The organism is Mesorhizobium wenxiniae (genome assembly GCF_002284535.1).
GTDB lineage: Bacteria > Pseudomonadota > Alphaproteobacteria > Rhizobiales > Rhizobiaceae > Mesorhizobium > Mesorhizobium wenxiniae.
The window spans coordinates 241,374-264,014 of record NZ_NPKH01000027.1 but is presented as its reverse complement, the minus strand read 5'-3'; the positions used below and the strand labels follow the sequence as shown (position 1 = coordinate 264,014).

The following is a 22,641-nucleotide window of genomic DNA, read 5'->3' as shown; positions in this document are numbered from 1 at the left end:
TCCGTCGCCCGAATTCGACTTTGCCTATGCCTGGGGTTCGCAGGAAGGCGACGTCGCACTTGAGAGCTCGCCGGAACTGCAGGCTGTTTTCCGGGAGCACAATCTCAGCACAACTGGGACCGTCGCTTCCGACGTCATCGATGACAGCTCTACCGCGACTGTCCCTGCCGACGCCACCATCAGCGACGACAGCGCCGCTGCGGCCGCCGCTTCCGACGCCACCACGAGCGACGCCAGCTCTACTGCGACCACCGCTTCCGACACCACCATCAGCGACGACAGCTCTACTGCGGTCGCCGCTTCCGACACCACCATCGGCGACGACAGCTCTACTGCGGCCGCCGCTTCCGGCACCACCACGAGCGACGACAGCGCTACTGCGACCGCCGCTTCTGACACCACCACGAGCGACGACAGCGCTACTGCGGCCGCCGCCTCCGACACCACCACGAGCGACGACAGCTCTACTGCGGCCGCCGCTTTCGACACTACCATCAGCGACGACAGCGCTACTGCGACCGCCGCTTCTGACACCACCATCAGCGACGACAGCTCTACTGCGGCCGCCGCTTCCGACACCGCCGCCAGCGATGGCAGTTCCACTGAGACCGCCGCTTCCCGCCCCACGACCAGCAATGGCGGTGTTCATGCTGTCCGTGGTGCCGATGCGACCCATGCAGCCTCCGGCACCGACAGGGCGGCAAACCATGACGGCAACGACACCTCCCATGTCGACAATGGCGGCGAAAAGGCAGGCAGCAGTGTCGACCGGGTGTTGGCCGCCCTTTCTGGCGGCTCGGAGTCGCTCGCCGGTTCACACGACAAGACGGCCGGCAACGGGTTCGCCCACACCGTCGAGGATAATGAAAATGTCGGCGCCAATGCTAGCAAGGGCGGCGCCGCCGAGATCATGTCCGGCCGCGGAGGCCACGACGCCTTCGACTTCAGCTGGCTCCAGGAAAAGCTGCAGGACAAGCTGCAGGACAAGCCTCACTTCGACCAGGCCTTCTTGGACGGGCTCAAGTCGGGAGGGGAGTCATCCGACGCTCTGTCTACGGCTGCGCATGATCGTTCCGACCAGGTCAGCTACGACAGTTCAACCGGGTCGCTCTCTTTGGACAGCGACGGGACGGGAGATGCATCTCAAACGCACCTCGCCAGCCATTTTCCATGGCAGCATCATTCGCTGTGACCTGAAGGAGCTACGGGCGGGGAACTAGATCAGGCCCGGCCTTTGTTCACCTCGAAGAACATGGGCCGGGTCGTTCCCGTGCCGGTCATCAATCGTCTTTCCAGAAATTCCGCGGCGAGATACAAGTCATATTGGCGTCGCGGGATTGCCTCCGCAGTTCGGCAAAGTCCGAACGGGCCTTCTCATTGAGGGCTATGGCTTCGCCGTTGATGAGGCCTCGCCCGGTGAAGACGCGCGCGCCGCCAGCGATGAGCTGTGCGTGGCGGCAAGAAAGCAGGCCTGATCTACACGCCTCACACTGCGCCGAACGCCTATGGCAAGGCCAAGGACGAACTATGAGAGACGCGCGAGAGCATCAGCGCGACCGGCGGAAACGCGCGCACTGGTGAGGCTTTACGCCCCGCTCTTGGCTGCGTAGCTGCGCTTGCGCCGTCATATCAGATAAGCCTAATGTAAATCATGACCTAACCATTGAGCGGGCGCGGCGGCGCACTCGGATTGGGCCCACTATTCATCCGGTGGATATCTCGATCACGCAAAGGGAGGACGAGATGAGAGTGGCTAAGTTATTTGCATTTGCTGCTGTGCTGTTTCTTTCGTCTGCGTTGTCTGCGGCCGCCCAGTCGGCTCGCGAGGACATCGAAGCTGCGCTGACGAAATTCACGGACGCCTTCAACAGCGGAAACGCGGTGGAGGTCGGTCAAATGTATACCGAGGATGCCGCCGTGCTGCCGCCCGACGGCAAGCGCGTCGATGGTCGCAAGGGCGTGGAAGAATTCTGGCAGGGCGCGATCAAAAGCGGGATGAAGAATCTCACCCTAAAGGCCCTGGAGGTGGAAGAGAGCGCAAACCTCGCCTACGAAGTTGGCGCATTTACGCTCGATGTGCCGAGCAAAGACGGCGCCCTCTCCACCGTTGCGGGCAAGTACATCGTCGTCTGGAAGAAGGGCGACGACGGGACATGGCGCCTGCATCGGGACATCTGGAATTTAGGTGCGGCCCAATAGGGATTTGATATCCAGGTCCTCATCGACCGCCTTGGCGACGAGTACGGCTGCATGCACTGGGATCTGATGCTCTATTGCCATGCTAGTTGAAATCTCTGGTACGCCCAAGGGGAATCGAACCCCTGTTACCGCCGTGAAAGGGCGGTGTCCTGACCGCTAGACGATGGGCGCGCTCAGATGTGAGCGCTTATAGTTGCGTTGCACCAAACCGGCAACCCGTCTGCCGCCGCCTGCGACAACTTTTTTCATTGGCCGCAAAACCGCGCATTTTCGGCGATTTAGCCCGGTTCGACCGTGCCGTCGTGAGGCGGCACATTGCGAACGTTGCGTAAAGAGAGAGAGAGAGAGAGAGAGAGAGAGCCAGCCGTTACCGCCGCCGGCGGCAGCGCCAGTTCCAGTCGCGCTCGGGACCGACGTCGATGTGAACAGATTCGGTATGGCAGTAGGTGCCGACGCCGCCGCGCCCGGGCATGCTGCGGATGTAGCTTGCCAGTTGCGCTTTCGCGACGCCTGGAACCTGGATGTCGGCAGCGGCGCAATACATGTGCAGCGAATTCTTGGCGCCGTTGGCGCGGCGGTTGCGGGCCGGGTCACGATAGCCGGAGGTGACGATCATCTTCTTGCCGTAGTGGCCCTCAATCGTCTTCAGCACGCGGACCAGCGAAGGTTTAAGGCAGGCAACGTCGACGTTCTCGGTCTGCTTCAAAAGACCGTTGGGCGCCAGCCGGGCAAGCCCGGCAGCGGATGCCACCTGATAGGCGCCGCCTTCATCCTCGTTCAGATCGACGTCGCTGTCGTCGTCGAGGCCGGATTTGCGCTTGATCTCGAAAAGTGCGGTCTTGCGTACGCCAGGCAGCGCGTCATCGGTGAAATGGCTGGTGTCGCCGATCGAGGCCAGTTGCACCGGCTTTTCAGCCGATTTGGCCGAGGCCAACGTGATGGTCGGCTTTGCGGCCGCCTTGGGCTGCGCCGCCGTCGATTGCTCGCCCGACCTGTTGCTGGTCTGCGGGGCAGGCGCCGCCGAGGCCGGCGTGGCGCTGAACAAAGAGGCGAGGAACCCCTTCTTCTTCGGCGCATAGGCTTGCGGCTGCGGCTCCCCGGCGGTCACATAAACCGGGTTGTTCATCGCCGGCGCGGCGGTCTCGGCCTTGGACTTCGGCGCGGCCGTGCCTGCATCGGCGGTTTCAGCCTTCTGCGTTGCAGCATCGGCCTGTTCAACCGTCTGCGCGGACTGTTGCTGGGGCTGCGGCGTCTGGCCCGCAGCAGCGTCTGCGCGCGCAGGAGCCGTGACGGGGAAGCCGGCATCCGACTTGGCTCCTCCCTCGGTCCCTGGCTTGGCCATTGGCACATAAGTGACCTGCTCGGGAAGGCTTGCGTCGCCCCTGGCGGTCATCGTCATTTGTGAAGTCGTCATCTGCGATGACGACTCAACGGCGACCTGTTGGGTGCCAGAGGCCGTGCCGATGTCCGTAGACGAGGCATTGTAGCCAGGCATGCCGACGGACAGGGACGGGTCGCCGGCCGAGGTGCAGGACGCCAGGAGCACGGAGAAAAGCGCGGCCGCAATGGCGCGGCTTTCTCCCTTCGCGAGGCGCGATCCTGCTGATTTCAAAACAAAATTCCCCCTCGATGTCCGGCCGGTACGTCATTGGCGGCGTCGAAACGTCTCGCCGAAATAAATCCTTGTCCCCGAACGGAAACGAGACCTGTGTCAAATCCGCAAGCCCCAGAGTAATTCGACGGCTAAAGAGGAATCGAGACTGCTTGAGGGCTGACGACACCATTTCGCCCTCTTTTACCGGCGCGTCAACTCACCACACATTACAGAAGGTTACACACGCACCTTGACATAGGTGCCTGGCGCGTCGCCCAGGGTTTTCATGTGCTTGCCGGGTTTGCGGGCCGGCACGCGGGTGTTGTCCTTCGCCTCGACCCAGCGTTGCCAGTGCGGCCACCAGGAGCCGGGATGGTTTATGGCCTCGGCGATCCACTGGTCGAAGTCGCCCGCCGGCTTGCCGCCGGTCCAGTAGTGATATTTCTGCGCTGCCGGCGGATTGACGACACCGGCGATATGGCCGGAGCCGGCCATGACGTAGTCGACTTCGCCGCCGAAATACTTCGAACCGAGGAACACCGAAAGCGCCGGCGCGATGTGATCTTCCTTCGCGGCAAGGTTGTAGACCGGGATGGTGACGTCCTTCAGCGAAACCACCCGGCCCGCCAGCTCCATCATGCCCTGCGAAAGTCTGTTCTCGAGATAGCAGTTGCGCAGATAGAAGGAATGATTGGCCGCGCCCATGCGGGTCGAATCGGCGTTCCAGTAGAGCAGATCGAAGGGCAGGGGATCCTTGCCGCGCATGTAGTTGTTGACGACATAGGGCCAGATCAGGTCGCCCGAGCGCAGCATGTTGAAGGCGGTCGCCATCTTGGTGCCGTCGAGATAGCCTTTCTCGTTCATCGCCTTTTCGACGGCCGCAACCTGCTCCTCGTCGACGAACACTTTCAGGTCGCCGGCATAGGTGAAATCGACCTGCGTGGTGAAGAAGGTGGCCGATTTGATGCGGTGGTCGCCTTCTTGCGCCATCAGCGCCAGGGCTGCCGCCAGAAGCGTGCCGCCGACGCAATAGCCGACGGCATTGACGTCCTTTTCACCGGTGGCCTTTTCGATCGTGTCCAGGCCATATTGCAGTCCCTCTCGGATATAGGCCTCCCAGCTCTTGGTGCCGTGCCGCTCGTCCGGGTTGATCCAGGAGATGACGAAGACGGTGTGGCCCTGCTCTACCGCCCAACGGATGAAGGACTTTTGCGGGTTGAGATCGAGAATGTAGAATTTGTTGATCCATGGCGGGCAGATCAGTAGCGGCCGCTTGAGTACGGTCTCGGTCGCCGGATCGTACTGCAAGATCTCGGCGACATCGCTGCGGCCCACCACCTTGCCGGGCGTCGTCGCGAGGTTCTTGCCGATCTCGAAGGGCGAATAATCGGCCTGCCGGAGTTTCAGGTCGCCCTTGCCGGCGGCGATGTCCTCGGCCAGCATCTTCATGCCGCGCACCAGGTTTTCGCCATTCGAAGCGACGGTCTCGCGAAACAGCTCCGGGTTGGTCAGGATGAAATTCGACGGCGAGATGGCGTTGGACACCTGCTTGACGTAGAAGCTGGCCTTGTGGCGGGTGTGCTCGTCCAGGCCATCGGCGTGCTCGACCAGCTCGGCCGCCCAGCGCGAGGTGACGAGATAGGCCTGCTTGAGGAAATCGAAGAAGGCGTTGCGGCCCCATTCCGGGTCCTGGAAACGCTTGTCGCCGGGCTCGGGCTTGACCGCGTCTTCGGCATCTTCGCCGCCGGCGCCGAGACGCTGGATGGAGTTGGCCCAGACGGTCATGTAGCCGGAGAACAGCCGCGTCTGCGCCTCCAGGGCACGCTGCGGGTCGGAAAGCCAGTATTCGCTGAGCTTGGAGAAGGTTTTCACCATGTCGACGACCGGCTCGGCGACATGATCGCGCACGTCGCCTTTTTCGCGCGGCTCGGCCCATGCGGAAGCCGCCTTGCCGGCCTGCTCGATCATGCGCGCCATGTTCAAGGCGAAGCGCTCCGGGTCCTTCACCAGATATTGCTCGACGGTCGAAGCCTGGTCATCTTCCGCTTTGCCCGAATCGGGTGTTTTGGACATGGTTCGCGGGGTTCCTCCCGAAGCGTTTTCTTGACATATTATCATGGGACATCGGACAGGGTCCAACGCGCTCTACCTCGGCTGCCAAGGAAACAATATGACGATTAATATTGGCGAAACTGTTTTTTCTGGCACTGGTCGTTTTTGCCGCATGGGCGCGGCGGTCGTTTTGCTGGCGATCGCCGGCTGTTCGAGCACCAACATCGAGGGCGCCACGCCTGTCGCGGCTACCGACGGGCCGAAGAACACCGGCACCTATCCGAACCTGAATATCCCGCCGCAGGTGGCGGCGAAGCAATTCACCGAGGCGGAAAAGAACGCCAAGCTCGCCCAGTTGAAGGCCGACGAGCAGGCGCAGGCCTCAAAGGGCGGAGCGGTCAAGGCCGCGAACCCGGCGGCGCTGAACACACTGGCAAGGAAGCACGGCGCCGACGCGCTGAAGCAGATCGAAGCCAAATGCGATCCTGCCCTCGACCCTACCTGCAAATAGGGTTATATCGCGCGACCGACAACCACCTTCGCCAAAAACCACTTTGACCGTCTGGAATTGACATGGAAGAATTTCACAAGGTCCGCCGGCTTCCGCCCTATGTCTTCGAGCAGGTCAACCGGCTGAAGGCCAGTGCCCGCTCGCGCGGCGCCGACATCATCGACCTTGGCATGGGCAATCCGGATCTGCCGACGCCCAAGGCCATCGTCGACAAATTGTGCGAGGTCGTGCGCGATCCGCGCACGCATCGCTATTCGTCGTCGCGCGGCATTCCGGGCCTTCGCCGCGCCCAGGCCAATTACTATGGCCGCCGTTTTGGGGTGAAACTCGACCCGGACACGCAAGTGGTGGCGACGCTGGGGTCGAAGGAAGGTTTTGCCAATATGGCGCAGGCGATCACCGCCCCCGGCGACGTGATCCTGTGCCCTAACCCGACCTATCCGATCCACGCTTTCGGCTTCATCATGTCGGGCGGCGTGATCCGCTCGTTGCAGGTGGAACCGGACGACGGCTTCATCCCCGCGCTGGAGCGCGGCATCCGCCATTCGATCCCGAAGCCGCTGGCGTTGATCCTCAATTACCCGTCGAACCCGACGGCGCAGGTCGCCTCGCTCGATTTCTACAAGGAGGTGGTGGCCTTCGCCAAGAAGAACGACATCATCATCCTGTCGGACCTTGCCTATTCGGAAATCTATTTCGACGGCAATCCGCCGCCCTCGGTGCTGCAGGTGCCGGGCGCGATCGACGTGGCGGTCGAGTTCACCTCGATGTCGAAGACCTTTTCCATGCCCGGCTGGCGCATGGGTTTTGCCGTCGGCAACCATCGGCTGATCTCGGCGCTGACCAGGGTCAAGTCCTATCTCGACTACGGCGCCTTCACGCCGATCCAGGTGGCGGCTGCGCACGCGCTCAACGGCGACGGCGCCGATATCGCCGAAGTTCGCGACATCTATCATAAGCGCCGCGACGTCATGGTCGACGCCTTCAGCCGCGCCGGCTGGATTGTCCCGGCGCCGGCGGCGTCGATGTTCGCCTGGGCGCCGATCCCGGAGCCGTTCAAGCATCTCGGTTCGCTCGAATTCTCCAAGCTTCTGATCGAGCACGCTGACGTGGCGGTGGCGCCGGGTGTTGGCTTCGGCGAGCATGGCGACGACCATGTGCGCATCGCGCTGGTCGAGAACGAGCACCGGATCCGGCAGGCGGCTCGCAACATCAAGCGCTTCCTGGCGTCCAGCGCCAAACAGCCCAACAATGTGGTGCCGCTGGCCGCACATCGTTGAGCGCCTGACACTACATCGACCAAATTCTTGGGGGGCGTCGCCGGACATGGCTGAAGCGTTGCGTGTTGGAATTGCCGGTCTCGGCACCGTCGGCGCGTCGGTGGCGCGGGTGCTGCACGACAAGGCGGCGGAACTGACGCGGCAATGCGGCCGCGAGGTCGTCGTGTCAGCCGTCTCGGCCCGTGATCGCAAACGCGACCGCGGCGTCGATCTCGGCGCGGCCAAGTGGTTCGACGATCCGGTAGGAATGGCGCAGACCGCCGAGATCGACGTGTTCGTCGAGCTGATCGGCGGCGACGAGGGACCGTCGCGATCATCCGTGAAAGCAGCGCTTGAAACCGGCCGCCACGTCGTCACCGCCAACAAGGCGTTGCTCGCCAAGCATGGCGTGGTGCTGGCCGAGATCGCCGAGAAGAAGGGCGTGCTGCTCAATTACGAGGCGGCGGTGGCGGGCGGCATTCCGGTCATCAAGACGATGCGCGAGGCGATGGCCGGCAATTCGGTGACCCGTGTCTTCGGCATCCTCAACGGCACCTGCAACTATATCCTGACCCGCATGGAGGCCGAGGGCCTGTCGTTCGACGCCTGTCTGAAGGATGCGCAGCGGCTGGGCTATGCCGAGGCCGACCCGACCTTCGACATCGAGGGCCACGACACCGCGCATAAGCTGTCGATCCTGACCAGCCTTGCCTTCGGCACGCGGATTGCCGCCAACGACATCTACATGGAAGGGATTTCCAACATCAGCCAGGCCGACATCCGCGCGGCCGGCGATCTCGGCTACCGGATAAAGCTGCTCGGCGTCGCCCAACGCACGGAAAGCGGTATCGAACAGCGCGTGCACCCGACCATGGTGCCGACGGCCTCGGTCATCGCGCAGGTGCACGGCGTCACCAATGCGGTGGCCATCGAAACCGATATTCTTGGCGAACTCCTGCTCTCCGGTCCCGGTGCCGGCGGCAACGCCACCGCATCGGCGGTGGTCGGCGACATTGCCGACATCGCCAAGAGCCGGCCCGGTTTCCAGCACGGTCCGGTCTTCGGCCTGCCGGCGAAGGAATTGCGGCCGTACAAGAAGGCGCAGATGCGCAGCCATGCCGGCGGCTATTTCATCCGGCTGACCGTGCATGACCGCATCGGCGTCTTTGCCGCCATCGCCAAGCGCATGGCTGACAACGACATTTCGCTGGAATCGATCGTGCAGCACGCCGCCGGTCCCGATACCGCACTGCAGAAAACGGTGATCCTGGTCACCCACGAGACGACAGAAGCGGCGGTGCGCAAGGCCGTCGACGGCATCACCAGGGACGACCATCTGACCGACAAGCCTCAAGTCATTCGCATCGAGCGGGCAGAGTAGGAATTCTCTTTCTCAAATCGAGTGATATCGCTGCGTTTTCGAGAAAGACCCGCCCAGGTCTTGCTGTTGTCATGGAGCTTTGACACAACCGGCGCGCCTCTAACGCATCGGCCCGGAAATCGGAATCGATTTTCGGGAAAGCACGATGCGTAGAATCAAAGACTTAGAGCGTCCTTTGCGCGTCCAATGGACGCGGCGCTCTAACGGGAGGCAATTTGCCAACGAGGATTGTCCACCGATGAACATTGCCCAGAACATCGTCGCCGGCCTTGACCGGATACTCACCATGGAACTGGTGCGTGTCACCGAACGCGCCGCGGTTGCGGCGGCCAGGTTGCGCGGACGCGGCGACGAAAAGGCCGCCGACCAGGTCGCAGTCGACGCCATGCGCGAGGAGCTCAACCGCCTCGCCATCAACGGTACGGTGGTGATCGGCGAGGGCGAACGCGACGAGGCGCCGATGCTCTATATCGGCGAAGAGGTCGGTTCCGGCAAAGGCCCGGCGGTCGATATCGCGCTCGATCCGCTCGAAGGCACGACGATCTGCGCCAAGAACCTGCCCAACGCGCTGGCCGTCATCGCCATTGCGGAAAAGGGCAGCCTGCTGTTCGCGCCCGACGTCTATATGGACAAGATCGCCGTCGGCCCGGGCTATGCGGACGGCGTCATCGACATCGATGCCTCGCCGGCCGAAAACATCGCCAGCCTGGCCAGGGCCAAAGGCGTGCCGGTGCCGGAGATCACCGCCTGCATCCTCGACCGGCCGCGCCATGGCAGCCTGATCGAGGCCGTGCGCGCCACGGGCGCTGCGATCCGGCTGATCGGCGATGGTGACGTCGCCGGCGTCATCCACACCACCGATCCGGAGGAAACCGGCATCGACATCTATCTCGGCACCGGCGGCGCCCCGGAGGGTGTGCTGGCGGCGGCAGCGTTGCGCTGCACCGGCGGCCAGATCCAGGGAAGGCTGATCCTCGACACGCCGCAAAAGGTGGCGCGCGCGGCGAAGATGGGCATCTCGGACCCGAAGCGGGTTTACCGCACCCAAGACATGGCGCGCGGCGACGTGCTGTTTGCCGCAACCGGCGTGACCGACGGCAACATGCTGGCCGGCGTCAAGTTCGGGCGCAATTCCATCACCACGCATACGATCGTGCTGCGCTCGTCGTCGCGCACCGTTCGCGAGATCAAGGCAAGGCACCAGGATCTGGAAAAGTTTTGATTCCCGACTCGGCTAGCCGTCGCATATTGTGAGAAATGACAATCCGCAGACGGCGCGTCGCATGACGGGCGAAAACCGAATCTTCCTCGATGTCAGGCAGTCGGCATCAGGTGTTTCCTGGGAACACCGGCTGACCGAGCGGCAGGACATGACTGCGCTTGCGATAGCGCAAGGCTTTGGCGTGCCGGACATCGTCGCGCGCGTCCTTGCCGGGCGCGGCGTGACCGCCGAGCAGACCGAGCGGTTCCTTGATCCGACCATCCGCGATCTTTTGCCGGACCCGGCTTCGCTGACCGACATGGACAAGGCCGCCGCCCGCATCGCTGATGCGATCGTGACCGGGGAAAGAGTGGCGATCTTCGGCGACTACGACGTCGACGGCGCGGCCTCATCGGCGCTGCTCAAGCGGTTTCTCACGCATTTCTCCGTGCCAGCGGAGATCTATATACCGGACCGCATCTTCGAGGGGTACGGACCCAATCCGGAAGCCATGTGCGAACTTGTCTCGCGTGGCGCGACGCTGATCGTCACCGTCGACTGCGGCACCAACAGCGCTGTCTCGATCGACGCGGCGAAGGCTGCCGGCGCCGATGTCGTGGTGCTCGATCATCACCAGCTCGGCGGTCCGTTGCCGGCGGCGGAAGCGGTCGTCAATCCCAATCGCGAGGACGACCTTTCGGGGCAGGGCCATCTTTGTGCCGCCGGCGTCGTCTTCCTGGCTCTGGTGCAGACGGCGAGGATCCTGCGCGGCCGGTTGCCGGATGCCGCACCACCGGACCTGCTTGGTCTGCTGGACCTCGTGGCCCTGGCGACCGTTTGCGACGTGGTGCCGCTGACCGGCGTCAACCGCGCCTTCGTGGTGAAGGGGTTGCAGATGGCGCGCCAGCAGAGGAACGAGGGGTTGGCGGCGTTGGCACGGGTCTCGCGCATCGGCGAGCCGGTCAGCACCTTCCATCTGGCCTATCTGATCGGCCCGCGCATCAATGCCGGGGGGCGCATCGGCGACGCAGCACTCGGCAGCCGCCTGCTCGCCACCGACGATCCCGTCGTGGCCCGCACCATCGCCGAGACGCTGGACCGGCTCAATCAGGAGCGGCAGCAGATGGAATTGGAAATGCTGGCCGCGGCACGAGTGGAGGCCGATGCCGAGCTTGCCGGCGGCAATGGGCCGGCCATCGTCGTCACCGCCAGCTCCAATTGGCATCCGGGCATCGTCGGCCTGCTGGCCTCGCGGCTCAAGGACCATGCGCGCCGGCCCGCCTTTGCCATCGCCTTCAACGCCAATGGCGTCGGCACGGGTTCAGGCCGTTCGGTGTCGGGCTTCGATCTCGGCCGGCTGGTGCGCGAGGCCGCCATTGCCGGGCTGATCGTCAAAGGCGGCGGCCATGGCATGGCGGCCGGCATTACGGTGGAGCGGGCGAAACTTGGCGCGCTCCGCGCCTTCTTCGAGGAACGGGCGGCGGCCGACGTGTTCCGGCTGCAGGGCGAGGAAAGCCTGGCGATCGACGGTGCGCTGGCCGCCGAGGGTGCGACGCTCGGCCTGCTCGATGCGCTGGAGAAAGCCGGCCCGTTCGGCGCCGGGCATGTCGCGCCGGTCTTCGCGCTGCCGCGCCATCGTCTTGCCGATGCGAGATCGGTCGGCACCAATCACATCCGCGCCGAGTTGCAGTCGGAAAGCGGTGGCCGGATCCAGGCGATCGCCTTTCGCGCTGTCGATACGGCGCTCGGCGAATTCCTGTTCACGAACAGGGGCAAGCCGGTGCACGTCGCCGGTTCGCTGTCGGGCAATCACTGGAACGGCAACCGCACGGTGCAGTTCCGCATCGTCGATGCCGCACGTGCCTGAGAGCGGTTTTCGCTTCTGCGCGAGTCTTCGATGATTTAAGCCAGAACCGTCTGCAGCCGGGTCAGTTCGCCGATCTGGGCCATCGTCGCCTGATAGCCGAGGCGGATCGCTTCGTCGGCGCGGTGGAATTCGGTCAGACCGATATGGCTGAGCTTCGGCTGCAGCGACATGTCGGGCGGATCGCCGGCAAGTCGCGCACGCGAAATGCGGTCCTGGATGATGTTGAAGGCTTCGACCATGACACCGGTTATGCCGAGCCGTGTTTGGTACTGGTGCCCTGCATCGATCTGGCCGGACCTTAGTGCATCCTTTTCGAGGACAAGTTCGCCGGCGCTGTGCTTGATGACGGCGGCGCGGCCGAACAGATCATAGTGAAGGTTCACCGCGACCACCAGCGGCTGCTCATAGGCACGGCAGACCGAGACCGGCACCGGATTGACCAGCGCGCCGTCGACCAGTAAGCGTCCGTTGCAAGTGACCGGTTCGAACACGCCGGGCAGCGCATAAGAGGCGCGCATGGCGGTGGTCAGCGAGCCGCTCGACAGCCAGATTTCATGGCCAGTGTGGATTTCCGCAGCAATGCAAACGAACGGTTTCGAGAGATCCTCGAAGCGAATGCCGGCCATGTGCTCGCGCAGCCGCGCGTCGAGCTTCATGCCGCCGAACAACCCGCTGCCGCGCAGATTGAGGTCGAGAAGGCCGAAAATGCGCCGTTTGGTCAGGCTTCTGGCGAATTCTTCCAGCTCGTCCAGCTTGCCGGCGAGATAACAGCCGCCAACCAGCGCACCGATCGAGGTGCCGGCGATCATCGAAACTTCGATGCCGGCTTCATCGAGTGCGCGCAGCACGCCTATATGTCCCCAGCCGCGAGCGCAGCCGCCCCCCAATGCCAGTGAAATGGCTGTTTTTTTTGGAGCTTCTGTGCCTGCGGGTGAAGAGAGGCCATTGGCCTCCCGAACGTCCGGTCTGTTGCGCAATGACGCCCACTCGAGCATCACAATCTCCCTTGTCCCGCGGCTAATGTATAGGCAGGCCGTATCGAAATCATGAATATACGTGGTTGCAGTTCGGCGAATGGTTCAAATGGATGGTTCATGGGGCTTTCGATACGCTTCTTCCGCATCGAACAGCGGCCTGATCCCATCGCTGGCAAGCGTCCCTTTGCCGTCGATCAGTCCCACCGTCCGATAAAAGCAGGAACGCCGGCCGGTGTGGCAGGTTGCGTCGTGGCCCATCACTTTGACGCGCAACCATATGGCGTCCTGGTCACAATCCGTGAGCATCTCGACAACGTTCTGGACATTCCCGGACGTTTGGCCCTTCTTCCACAGAGCGTTGCGCGAGCGCGACCAGTAGTGGGCGATGCCGGTTTCCAGCGTCAGCGCCAGCGCTTCGGCGTTCATATGCGCGACCATCAGCAGCAGGCCGTCTTCGGCGTCGGTGACGACGACGGTGACAAGGCCGCTGGCATCGAAGCGCGGCGCAAAGACCGTGCCTTCTTCCAGTGCCTTCTTGTCTGATGGAGCTTTCGGAAATTCCACTGCCGACATCGCCGATCCTTGTTTTGTGCGACCAGCGAGGGCCGTTCAGCCCCTGCCGCCGCGCACCATGGTGACGAAACGGACCTGTTCCTCGGGCGTGTCCTTGAAGACGCCGGTGAAGGTCGAGGTCAGCGTGGTGGAGCCTTCCTTGCGGATGCCGCGCATGGCCATGCACATATGCTCGGCTTCGACCATGACGGCGACGCCGCGCGGATTGAGCACGTCCTGGATGACGCCGGCGATCTGTGCGGTCATGGCTTCCTGGGTCTGCAGTCGCTGGGCGAAGATATCGACGACGCGCGCGATCTTGGACAGGCCGACAACCTTGCCGTCCGGCAGATAGCCGACATGCGCCTTGCCGATGATCGGCACCATGTGGTGCTCGCAATGGGAATGGAACGTTATATCCTTGACGAGGACAAGGTCGTCATAGCCGGCGACTTCCTCGAACGTGCGGCCTAATTCCTCGGCCGGGCACTTGTCGTAGCCGCCGAACATTTCGCGATAGGCCTTCACCACACGCTTTGGCGTATCGACCAGGCCCTCGCGGTCCGGATTGTCGCCGGTCCAGCGCAACAGCGTGCGAACCGCGGCCTCGGCTTCGGCTTCGGTCGGCCGATCGGTGACCGGCTTTTCCATATAGGCGGAGGGGGGCATGAATTTCTTGATGACGGCATCCATAAAGGCGTCTCCCGTAGTTCCCCTCTCAGGAGGAACGAGTTGAACGGACCACGACCTTTCGGGTGTTAGAAACGTGCCCGGTTTCCAGCCCGTAAGCGGCGTGAACTGATTTGGGCAAAAACGAAGGCCCTTGGTTTGCCTTGTCCATACCCGAGTACCAGCATTATATATGATCGTGCCGAGCGAAAGGAAGACCGTCAGCGGCAATCGCTGTTCGCTTGGCGGCGACGGATTGGAAAAATATGATCGACGACGTCTACAATGCGAAAATTCTGGGATTTGCCGGGAATATCGCGCGGATCGGCCGGCTCGACCATCCCGATGCAACCGCGCGCGCACATTCCAAGCTGTGCGGCTCGACCGTGACCGTCGATCTGAAGATGGATGACGGCGTCGTCACCGATTTCGCCCATGACGTCAAAGCCTGCGCGCTTGGCCAGGCGTCGTCCTCGATCATGGCGCAACATGTCATCGGCGCCAGCGCGGATGAATTGCGCAGTGTTCGCGAGACGATGCTGAAGATGCTGAAGGAAAACGGCGCGCCGCCTGAAGGCCGCTTCGCCGACCTCAGATATCTCGAACCGGTGCGCGACTATAAGGCACGCCATGCCTCGACCATGCTGACCTTCGATGCGGTGGTCGACGCGATCGGCCAGATCGAGAAGAAGCGCGCCGAACAGGCGGCGTAGCCGTCAAATGGCGACGGATCACACGCACCAGCATCAGAGGCCGCGATACACGCGCAACTGGCCCGGCCCGTGGCGCAAGACGCCCGGCCGAATTCTTGGCACCTCTCTCGTGCGCTTTTACCAGCTGACGCTGTCCGGCTTTGTCGGCAATTCCTGCCGGCATTTGCCGACCTGCTCCGAATACGCGCACGAAGCAATCGCCCGCCATGGGCTATGGGCCGGCGGCTGGATGGGGTTTTTCCGGGTGCTGCGCTGCGGGCCGGGCGGAACGCACGGCATTGATCGTGTGCCGGATGTGCTGGCCGATCGCTACGTCTGGTTCGCGCCCTGGCGGTACTGGCGGATCGGAAAAAAACGCAGTGACTCGGAAAACTGATCCCGGTAAAGGGGCTCGGTAATCGGGCAGATCTTTACGACTTGCTAACCTTAACCCCATGTTGCGTATTTAAGACAAAATCGAGACAAGACGCCTCGCTAAGCCGCTCCTGACATGCCTCAGGAGAGATTGCCCCAATGCGCCAGCTAGACCGCCGTCCATTCGTTTTCGCATTGGTTATCTACCTTCTGGCCTGGCTGTTGGGTTTTCCGATCCGCGCTCAATCGGCGCCGCTGGAGGACCTCGAATGCACGCTGATCCTGGATGCTGCAAGCGGCGAAACTCTGCATCGGCAAGGGATTTGTGACCAGCGCGTCAGTCCCGCCTCGACGTTCAAGGTCCCGTTGGCCCTGATCGGCTATGACGTGGGAATCCTGAGCGACGAGCACACGCCGGCCTGGGGCTACAAGCCCGAGTTCAAGGCGGTGAAGCGGGACCAGAAAACCGTCGACCCGACGATCTGGGAAAAGGACTCGGTGCTGTGGTTTTCGCGGGAAATCACCCGCCACCTCGGCAGCGAGCGGTTTGCCGGCTACGTCTCGAAATTCGACTACGGCAACACCGATGTTTCCGGCACTCCCGGCAAGAATGATGGCCTCACCCGGTCCTGGGTGAATTCTTCCCTTGAGATATCGCCGGTCGAACAGGCAAACTTCCTGCGCCGCCTGCTTGCCGGCGAACTGCCGGTTTCGGACAGGGCCCACGCGATGACCAAGGCGATCTTGCCAACCTTCCGGTCAGGTGGCTGGACGGTCCAGGGCAAGACCGGGACCACCAGGCTTGGCGACAGCGCCGACAAGCGCTCGCTCGGCTGGTTTGTCGGCTGGGCGAACAGGGATGCTCGCAAGATCGTCTTTGCCCGCTTGGTAATCGATACGAAACGTTCCGACACGCCAAAAGGCCCTCAGACGCGGACGATATTCCTGAAAGAGCTGCCGAATCTCATCAACAAAGAGTAAGTGATCGGCCATTCGCCTTTACGGCACGGGAATCTGCCCATAAAAGACTGCCGCCGGACGCATCCGGCTTTTACTTTTGCATGTCGTCGACCCAAAACCGCTGCACACTTTTGGGGCGACATGCATTTCACCACCCGCGCTCGTTTGCGGGACTGGATAGGAGAATTTTATGCTGAATTCCGTTTCCCTGACATTTCCCGATGGCTCCCTCCGCGACTACGATGCGGCGATGACCGGCGCCGGCCTGGCAGAATCGATCTCGAAGTCGCTGGCCAAGAAGGCGGTCGCCTACTCGATCGATGGCGTGGTGTGCGATCTTTCCGACCCGCTCGGCAAGTCCGGCAAGATCGAGATCATCACACGCGAAGACCCGCGCGCGCTGGAGCTCATCCGCCACGACGCAGCACATGTGCTGGCCGAAGCCGTGCAGGAATTGTGGCCGGGTACGCAGGTGACCATCGGCCCGGTGATCGAGAACGGGTTCTACTATGATTTTGCCCGCAACGAGCCGTTCACGCCCGATGATTTCCCGGTGATCGAGAAGAAGATGCGCGAGATCATCGCGCGCAACAAGCCTTTCACAAAAGAGGTCTGGTCGCGCGAGAAGGCGAAAAAAATCTTTGCCGACAAGGGCGAGCGCTACAAGCTGGAACTAATCGACACCATTCCCGAAGATCAGGACCTCAAGATCTACGCGCAGGGCGATTGGTTCGACCTCTGCCGCGGCCCGCACATGGTCTCGACCGGGCAGATCGGCAGCGCCTTCAAGCTGATGAAGGTGGCCGGCGCCTATTGGCGCGGCGACAGCAACAACCCGATGCTGACCCGCATCTACGGCACGGCCTGGGCCGATCAGGCGCAGCTCGATGCCTACCAGATGATGCTGGAGGAAGCCGAAAAGCGCGATCACAGGAAGCTCGGCCGCGAGATGGACCTGTTCCATTTCCAGGAGGAGGGGCCGGGCGTCGTCTTTTGGCATGCCAAGGGCTGGAGAATGTTCCAGAACCTGGTCAACTACATGCGCCGCCGCCTCGACGAGCAGGGTTATCAGGAAGTCAACGCGCCGCAAGTGCTCGACAAGAGCCTGTGGGAGACGTCAGGCCACTGGGGCTGGTACCGGGACAATATGTTCAAGGTGACGGTTGCTGGCGACGACACCGACGATGACCGGATGTTTGCGCTGAAGCCGATGAACTGCCCCGGCCACGTCCAGATATTCAAGCACGGGCTGAAGTCCTACCGCGATCTGCCGGTAAAACTTGCGGAATTCGGCAATGTGCATCGCTATGAGCCGTCCGGTGCGCTGCATGGGTTGATGCGCGTGCGCGGCTTTACCCAGGACGATGCCCACATCTTCTGCACCGAGGAACAGCTCGCCGACGAGTGCATCAAGATCAACGACCTGATCCTGTCGACCTACGCCGATTTCGGCTTCGACGAAATCACCGTCAAGCTGGCGACCCGCCCCGAAAAACGCGTCGGCACCGACGCGATGTGGGATCATGCCGAGGGTGTGCTGCAGGACGTGCTCGACAAGATCGCGGCGCGCTCGGGCAACCGGATCAAGACGGGCGTCAATCCGGGCGAGGGCACGTTCTACGGGCCGAAGTTCGAATATGTGCTGAAGGACGCCATCGGCCGTGACTGGCAATGCGGCACCACGCAGGTCGACTTCAACTTGCCGGAACGTTTTGGCGCCTTCTACATCGGCTCCGATTCGGAAAAGAAGCAGCCGGTGATGGTGCATCGCGCCATCTGCGGCTCGATGGAGCGCTTCCTCGGCATCCTGATCGAGAATTATTCCGGCCATTTCCCGCTGTGGTTCGCACCGCTGCAGGTGGTGGTGGCGACGATCACCTCCGATGCCGACGATTACGCGCAAAAGGTCGTCGCGCAGCTGAAGGCGGCCGGACTCTTGGCGGAGGCCGACCTTCGCAACGAGAAGATCAACTACAAGGTCCGCGAGCACTCGCTGGCCAAGGTTCCGGTCATCCTCGTCTGCGGCAAGCGCGAGGCGGAGGAAGAAACGGTCAACATCCGCCGGCTCGGCTCGCGCGACCAGGAATCGCTCGGCCTTGGCCAGGCGGTGGCAATGCTTGCCGAAGAGGCGGTGACGCCCGACCGCAAGCGCAAAAGAGCGGGCTGAGTTCAGCCGGATTGTCGACGAAATGGCGGTGGAGCGATCCACCGCCATTTTCACATGCCCGCAATACATATCTGCCATCATACGTTTGTCACGCCAGCCTTGTAACGAGCCCTCATGCTCAAGCTGAAGATGCGCGAAAGACCGTTTCCCGAGCTTTCCTATGCCAGCCCGCATCAGCCGGCATTGACGCGCTGGTTCATCCACTCCATCGAAGGCCTGTCCGGTCGCGACCGCTTCGCGGCCCTCTATGACTCTTGGCGCCGCCATGTGGTGCCGGCCGGCGAGCGTGTGTTCAGCCGCATGCTGGAGCTGATCGATGTCCAGGTGCGGACCACCGGCCAATGGCCCCCGGCAAAATTGCCTGATACGCCGCTGGTGATCGTCGCCAACCATCCGTTCGGCATCGGCGATGGCATTGCGGTGCTCTCGCTGGCCGAGCAGCTTCAGCGGCCGTTCCGCGTCATGATCCACAAGGATCTGCTCAAGATCCGCGAGATGGAGCCCTATTCGCTGCCGATTGACTTTTCCGAGACCAAGGACGCGCTCAGGAATAACATGGCGGTGCGCCATGAGGCGGTGCGGCTGCTGAAAGAGGGCGTCATCATCGTCGTCTTCCCCGCGGGCGGCGTCGCCACCGCGCCGAAAGGTTTTGGCCGGGCGCGCGATCTGCCGTGGAAGATGTTTCCGGCCCGTCTCGTCCAGGATGCCAAGGCATCGGTTGTCCCAATGCACTTTTTCGGCCAGAACGGCCGGCTATTCCACCTTGTCAGCGGACCAATGAACATGGCCGAGCGTGACGGACGCGTGGCGAAGTTCGTCGGCAGGGCTTCGCTAACGCTGCGCATTTCCCTACTCATCCACGAATTCGCGCGGCTGTCGGGCAAATCGATCGACGTGCGCATCGGTGACGTGTTGGGACGGGATGAACTGGAGCCGCTGCGCGACCGCAAGGCTTTGCTCGACCGCCTCCACCGCGGCGTTTTCGATCTGGCACCGGCCGAAGCGCGCGGCCGCGGCCAGTTTCTGCCGCGACGCCTGCGCAAGGCGGCCTGATCGGCCAATCATAGGCTGCTGGACCCGAATCTACACGGCAGTGTCCGGACGGTTAGTCCGCGCCTTCCTCGGGATCCATCGCCGAGGCCTCCGTGGCCAGAACGTCGATTTCCTTGTTCTGCCCGGCCACGACGGTAAAATCCTTCTGGTAGATGCGGTCGCGGTTCTTGGCGATGATGGTGTAGTCGCCTTCGGCAAGCACCATCGAAGCAAAGGCGCCAACGGTTTCCTTGATGGGATCGCCGGATTCGTTGAGCAACGACCAGGAGGTGTCGGCGATCGCCTCTCCACCCGGCTCGCGTACCAGCTTCATGGTCATCTCCGCCGCACGGTGCTCGACGGCCGCTTCGGTCAGCTTGCCGGCTTCGACGCGGATGTCGGAACGGATGACCGCATTCACCGAGCCATAGGTCGAGACGACGTGGTAGACGCCCGCGTTCAGCCGCACGACGCTGTTCGGCTCGACATCGGGTATGATCAGGGCGCGATCGTGATTGGCCTCGGCTTGGCCTTCATAGATCGAAAACCGCAGTTTCTTCGGCGGTATGCGCACCCCGCCCGACAGTACGGCATCGAGCTTGAGCCCGCCGGCATCGAGCACGAGGCTTTCGCGCTTGGCGTCGTTGCCGACGGTGATGCGCTTGGTGGCGCCGGCCCGGCCGTAGGAGGCATGGACCAGATAGCTGCCGGGCTCGAGCTGGAACACCGCGCTGCCACCATGGGCGGAAGCGACCATCGGCAGCTTGCCGTCGCCGGTGGGTTCAGGCTTGAAGACGCGCCAGACGATGCCGCGCGTGATGTCGGCACCGTTGTCGGTCAATTGCGCCGACAGCGTGATTGCCCCACTGCTCCCCGACGCCAGCGGTATCTCGCTTTTCGGAGGCGCATAGCTCGAAATTCCGGGAAGTTTCAGATCACCGAGGCCGTCCGCATCCTGCGCGACCGCAAGCGAAACCGGCACCATGAACAGTGCGGCAGCGAGCCAGATCAGGAAAAGACGCAATGTCCCCTCAAACATGCCTTGCGTTGAAGCCCAAGGCGGTGGCAATTTCAAGGCTTAAAAGTCCGATCGGCTTCTGCTAGATGGCTCTTTATCCGGCGCGCCGCGCCAATGCCCGAGCCGCCCGATGTCCCGATGGTGCGCTTCAGCTCAAATTCCAAGGAGACTTGCGCCCATGGCGTCGCCGATCATCGACTTTCTGCTGACCCGAAATTCCGTGCCGATCCCGGAGTTGAAGGAACCGGCGCCCAGCGACGCTGACATCGCGACGATGATTGCCGTCGCGTCGCGGGTGCCGGACCACGGCCGGCTCGAGCCCTGGCGTTTCATCCTCTACCGGGGTGAGGCACGCGTCGAGATCGGCAAGAAGCTGGCGGCCCTTGCCGCACAGCGCGAAGGGCCGCTGCCAGAAGGCCGCCATAACCAGGAACTGGCGCGCTTTTCACGCGCGCCCCTGGTGATCGGCGTGGTGTCGAGCCCGAAGGAAAATCCAAAAATCCCACAATGGGAGATGTTCCTGTCGGGCGGCATGGCGGCGATGAACCTCATGATATCAGCCAATGCGCTGGGCTATGGCACCAACATGATCAGCAACTGGTATTCCGATGTGCCGGAGGGCAGGGCGATCCTGGGGCTGGCGCCGCATGAGCGCGTCGTCGGCTTTGTCCATATCGGTTCCTATCAGGGGCCGGCGCCGGAGCGGCCCCGGCCTGATCCGGCAAAGCTCTATGCCGACTATGCAGGGCCGTGGGTGGGCTGAATGTTCTACGAGCCGGCAAAGGGGCATGGGCTGCCGCATGACCCGTCCAAGGCGATCGTGGCGCCACGGCCGATCGGCTGGATCTCGACGGTGAACAAGGCCGGCGAGATCAACCTCGCCCCCTATTCCTTCTTCAATGCTTTTTCGACGCGGCCCTTCATCGTCTGGTTTTCGTCCGAAGGCGAGAAGGACAGCGCTACCTTCGCCGAAGAGACGGGCGAGTTCGTCGCCAACCTCGTCAGCCGCGATCTTGCTGAAAAAATGGTCCGCACGGCGGTCGATGCGCCGCGCGGCGTGGCCGAATTCGACTATGCCGATCTCACAATGGCGCCGTCGCGTCTGGTTGCACCGCCCCGCGTCGCGGCAGCGCCCGCGGCGCTTGAATGCCGGGTGACGGAGATCTTGCGGCCAAAGGCGCTGGACGGGACGCTGACCAGCGCCATCGTCGTTGCCGGCGAAGTCGTCGGTGTGCATATCGACGATGCATTCCTGAAAGACGGCATCTTCGATATCGCCAAGGCGGGCAATGTCGGCCGTCTCGGCTATATGGACTATGCCAGCGTCAGCGAAATATTTTCGATGCACCGGCCTCGCTGGGGAAAGGATTAGAACCTGATCCCCGATGAATCGGGTGGAACTCTAGCCTTTGGTTAGGAGGCATGCGTCAGCGATTGCTTCTCTTGGTCATTGCAACAATCGTCTCGTAAAGTTCGTCCTGCGCCTGTTGAGCGGTGATTTCTCCTGTCGCGGCAGCATTGGACAAGGTGTCGGCTGCGCCTAACATCGCCCAAAAACCGGCCTGCACGATCCCCCTTGGCCCTGTAAACGGGGCCAACGCCTTTCGGCACCTCTCGATGAAATCCAGTTGATAGTCCCGCTTGACGGTCTCCAGTTCGGGCGAGCCTGCCAGCGCGGCCAGGACGCCGGGGATCTCACGGCCCTGGGCCAGCACGCATTCGACGTAGGACGATGCGATAACAGAAGCTTTCTCCTCCAAACCCGGAGCGCTGCCTTCGAGAGCGGCGTCGATCAGCGCCGTCTGGCGCGCGTCGAAATCCTGATAGAGGGCGGTCAGCAAACCGTTGCGCGTCCGGAAATGGTCATAGACCACCGGCTTGGCGACACCGGCCTGTTCGGCTAGGCGCGGCAGCGTCAACGCGTCGGTGCCTTCTTCGCGAACCAGCCACCTCGCCACCTCAAGGAGCTGGCTTAGTCGCTGCTCGCGACTGAGACGAACGCGTCTCTGCGTGGCTTCCCTATTTTTTGCTGTGCTTGACATGGCTATGTACCAAAAGTAACTTACCTGAAGTATATAGAGTTCGCTCTTCGATCGCAACCATCCGCCGGCCTTCCGCCCGGCGGCCGAAGCGGC

20 protein-coding genes, 1 tRNA gene and 1 pseudogene are annotated in these 22,641 nt (G+C 62.6%); 14 read left to right on the top strand and 8 right to left on the bottom strand.

Translation table 11 applies throughout. The features are described 5' to 3' along the window. Together CIT31_RS34380 and CIT31_RS23280 are read left to right on the top strand one after the other, a co-directional pair. Nucleotides 1-1,192, top strand: a pseudogene (locus CIT31_RS34380) (hypothetical protein); the annotation flags it as partial. 557 nt (nt 1,193-1,749) lie between these two features. Next, nucleotides 1,750-2,199: a YybH family protein gene (locus CIT31_RS23280; protein WP_165778533.1), complete on the top strand. Its 450-nt coding sequence runs from the start codon at nt 1,750-1,752 to the stop codon at nt 2,197-2,199. A 96-nt stretch (nt 2,200-2,295) separates the two neighbouring features. Here CIT31_RS23280 and CIT31_RS23275 read toward each other — a convergent pair. From CIT31_RS23275 to phaC, 3 genes are all read right to left on the bottom strand, one after another. Further along, nucleotides 2,296-2,370: transfer RNA gene (locus CIT31_RS23275), tRNA-Glu, on the bottom strand. Nucleotides 2,371-2,566: 196 nt separating this feature from the next. Next, nucleotides 2,567-3,694 (bottom strand): YcbK family protein, encoded by a 1,128-nt coding sequence (locus tag CIT31_RS23270; protein WP_245316434.1) that lies wholly within the window; start codon nt 3,692-3,694, stop codon nt 2,567-2,569. Between the two features lie 336 nt (nt 3,695-4,030). Then, entirely contained in the window at nt 4,031-5,866 is a 1,836-nt protein-coding gene (gene phaC, locus CIT31_RS23265) for a class I poly(R)-hydroxyalkanoic acid synthase (RefSeq protein ID WP_095520540.1), read from the bottom strand. Between the two features lie 97 nt (nt 5,867-5,963). Here phaC and CIT31_RS23260 point away from each other — a divergent pair, with 97 nt between their 5' ends. From CIT31_RS23260 to recJ, 5 genes are all read left to right on the top strand, one after another. Then, nucleotides 5,964-6,356 carry a hypothetical protein gene (locus CIT31_RS23260; protein WP_095520564.1) on the top strand — a complete coding sequence of 131 codons (393 nt, stop codon included), beginning with the start codon at nt 5,964-5,966 and terminating at the stop codon, nt 6,354-6,356. Between the two features lie 62 nt (nt 6,357-6,418). Further along, nucleotides 6,419-7,636, top strand: a complete 1,218-nt coding sequence (locus CIT31_RS23255) for an LL-diaminopimelate aminotransferase (RefSeq protein WP_095520539.1) — start codon at nt 6,419-6,421, stop codon at nt 7,634-7,636. 46 nt (nt 7,637-7,682) lie between these two features. Further along, nucleotides 7,683-8,996 carry a homoserine dehydrogenase gene (locus tag CIT31_RS23250; RefSeq protein WP_095520538.1) on the top strand — a complete coding sequence of 438 codons (1,314 nt, stop codon included), beginning with the start codon at nt 7,683-7,685 and terminating at the stop codon, nt 8,994-8,996. A gap of 238 nt (nt 8,997-9,234) precedes the next feature. Beyond that, nucleotides 9,235-10,218, top strand: coding sequence for a class II fructose-bisphosphatase (glpX, locus tag CIT31_RS23245; protein ID WP_095520537.1), 984 nt, complete (start codon nt 9,235-9,237; stop codon nt 10,216-10,218). A 61-nt stretch (nt 10,219-10,279) separates the two neighbouring features. Further along, a complete protein-coding gene (gene recJ, locus CIT31_RS23240; RefSeq protein ID WP_095520563.1) occupies nt 10,280-12,064 on the top strand; it encodes a single-stranded-DNA-specific exonuclease RecJ in 1,785 nt (594 codons plus the stop codon). A 35-nt stretch (nt 12,065-12,099) separates the two neighbouring features. Here recJ and CIT31_RS23235 read toward each other — a convergent pair whose 3' ends face one another. From CIT31_RS23235 to folE, 3 genes are all read right to left on the bottom strand, one after another. Next, nucleotides 12,100-13,059 (bottom strand): patatin family protein, encoded by a 960-nt coding sequence (locus CIT31_RS23235; protein ID WP_095520536.1) that lies wholly within the window; start codon nt 13,057-13,059, stop codon nt 12,100-12,102. Between the two features lie 84 nt (nt 13,060-13,143). Next, nucleotides 13,144-13,614: a phosphoribosyl-AMP cyclohydrolase gene (hisI, locus tag CIT31_RS23230; RefSeq protein ID WP_095520535.1), complete on the bottom strand. Its 471-nt coding sequence runs from the start codon at nt 13,612-13,614 to the stop codon at nt 13,144-13,146. Nucleotides 13,615-13,650: 36 nt separating this feature from the next. Beyond that, nucleotides 13,651-14,286 carry a GTP cyclohydrolase I FolE gene (gene folE / locus CIT31_RS23225; RefSeq protein ID WP_029353093.1) on the bottom strand — a complete coding sequence of 212 codons (636 nt, stop codon included), beginning with the start codon at nt 14,284-14,286 and terminating at the stop codon, nt 13,651-13,653. A gap of 242 nt (nt 14,287-14,528) precedes the next feature. On the opposite strand from folE, the gene CIT31_RS23220 reads away from it, so the two are divergent. The 5 genes from CIT31_RS23220 (at nt 14,529) to CIT31_RS23200 (ending at nt 19,509) form a co-directional block, all read left to right on the top strand. After that, complete coding sequence (locus CIT31_RS23220; protein ID WP_065009453.1) at nt 14,529-14,975, top strand: iron-sulfur cluster assembly scaffold protein; 447 nt, start codon at nt 14,529-14,531, stop codon at nt 14,973-14,975. 7 nt (nt 14,976-14,982) lie between these two features. Continuing rightward, complete coding sequence (gene yidD / locus CIT31_RS23215) at nt 14,983-15,351, top strand: membrane protein insertion efficiency factor YidD (protein WP_095520534.1); 369 nt, start codon at nt 14,983-14,985, stop codon at nt 15,349-15,351. Between the two features lie 137 nt (nt 15,352-15,488). Then, nucleotides 15,489-16,310 (top strand): class D beta-lactamase, encoded by an 822-nt coding sequence (gene blaOXA, locus CIT31_RS23210; protein ID WP_065009455.1) that lies wholly within the window; start codon nt 15,489-15,491, stop codon nt 16,308-16,310. A gap of 169 nt (nt 16,311-16,479) precedes the next feature. Continuing rightward, entirely contained in the window at nt 16,480-18,456 is a 1,977-nt protein-coding gene (gene thrS, locus CIT31_RS23205) for a threonine--tRNA ligase (protein ID WP_095520533.1), read from the top strand. A 114-nt stretch (nt 18,457-18,570) separates the two neighbouring features. After that, nucleotides 18,571-19,509 carry a lysophospholipid acyltransferase family protein gene (locus tag CIT31_RS23200; protein WP_095520532.1) on the top strand — a complete coding sequence of 313 codons (939 nt, stop codon included), beginning with the start codon at nt 18,571-18,573 and terminating at the stop codon, nt 19,507-19,509. Between the two features lie 52 nt (nt 19,510-19,561). Here CIT31_RS23200 and CIT31_RS23195 read toward each other — a convergent pair whose 3' ends face one another. Further along, a complete protein-coding gene (locus CIT31_RS23195) occupies nt 19,562-20,527 on the bottom strand; it encodes a hypothetical protein (RefSeq protein ID WP_095520531.1) in 966 nt (321 codons plus the stop codon). 157 nt (nt 20,528-20,684) lie between these two features. Between CIT31_RS23195 and CIT31_RS23190 the strand changes: the two genes are divergently transcribed. Continuing rightward, on the top strand, nt 20,685-21,269 hold the full coding sequence (locus tag CIT31_RS23190; RefSeq protein ID WP_095520530.1) for a nitroreductase family protein: 585 nt from the start codon (nt 20,685-20,687) through the stop codon (nt 21,267-21,269). After that, the gene (locus CIT31_RS23185; protein WP_095520529.1) at nt 21,270-21,878 is read left to right on the top strand and encodes a flavin reductase family protein; all 609 of its coding nucleotides are present in this window, start codon (nt 21,270-21,272) and stop codon (nt 21,876-21,878) included. Nucleotides 21,879-21,933: 55 nt separating this feature from the next. Here CIT31_RS23185 and CIT31_RS23180 read toward each other — a convergent pair whose 3' ends face one another. Then, complete coding sequence (locus CIT31_RS23180) at nt 21,934-22,548, bottom strand: TetR/AcrR family transcriptional regulator (protein ID WP_095520528.1); 615 nt, start codon at nt 22,546-22,548, stop codon at nt 21,934-21,936. Nucleotides 22,549-22,641: the final 93 nt, after the last annotated feature.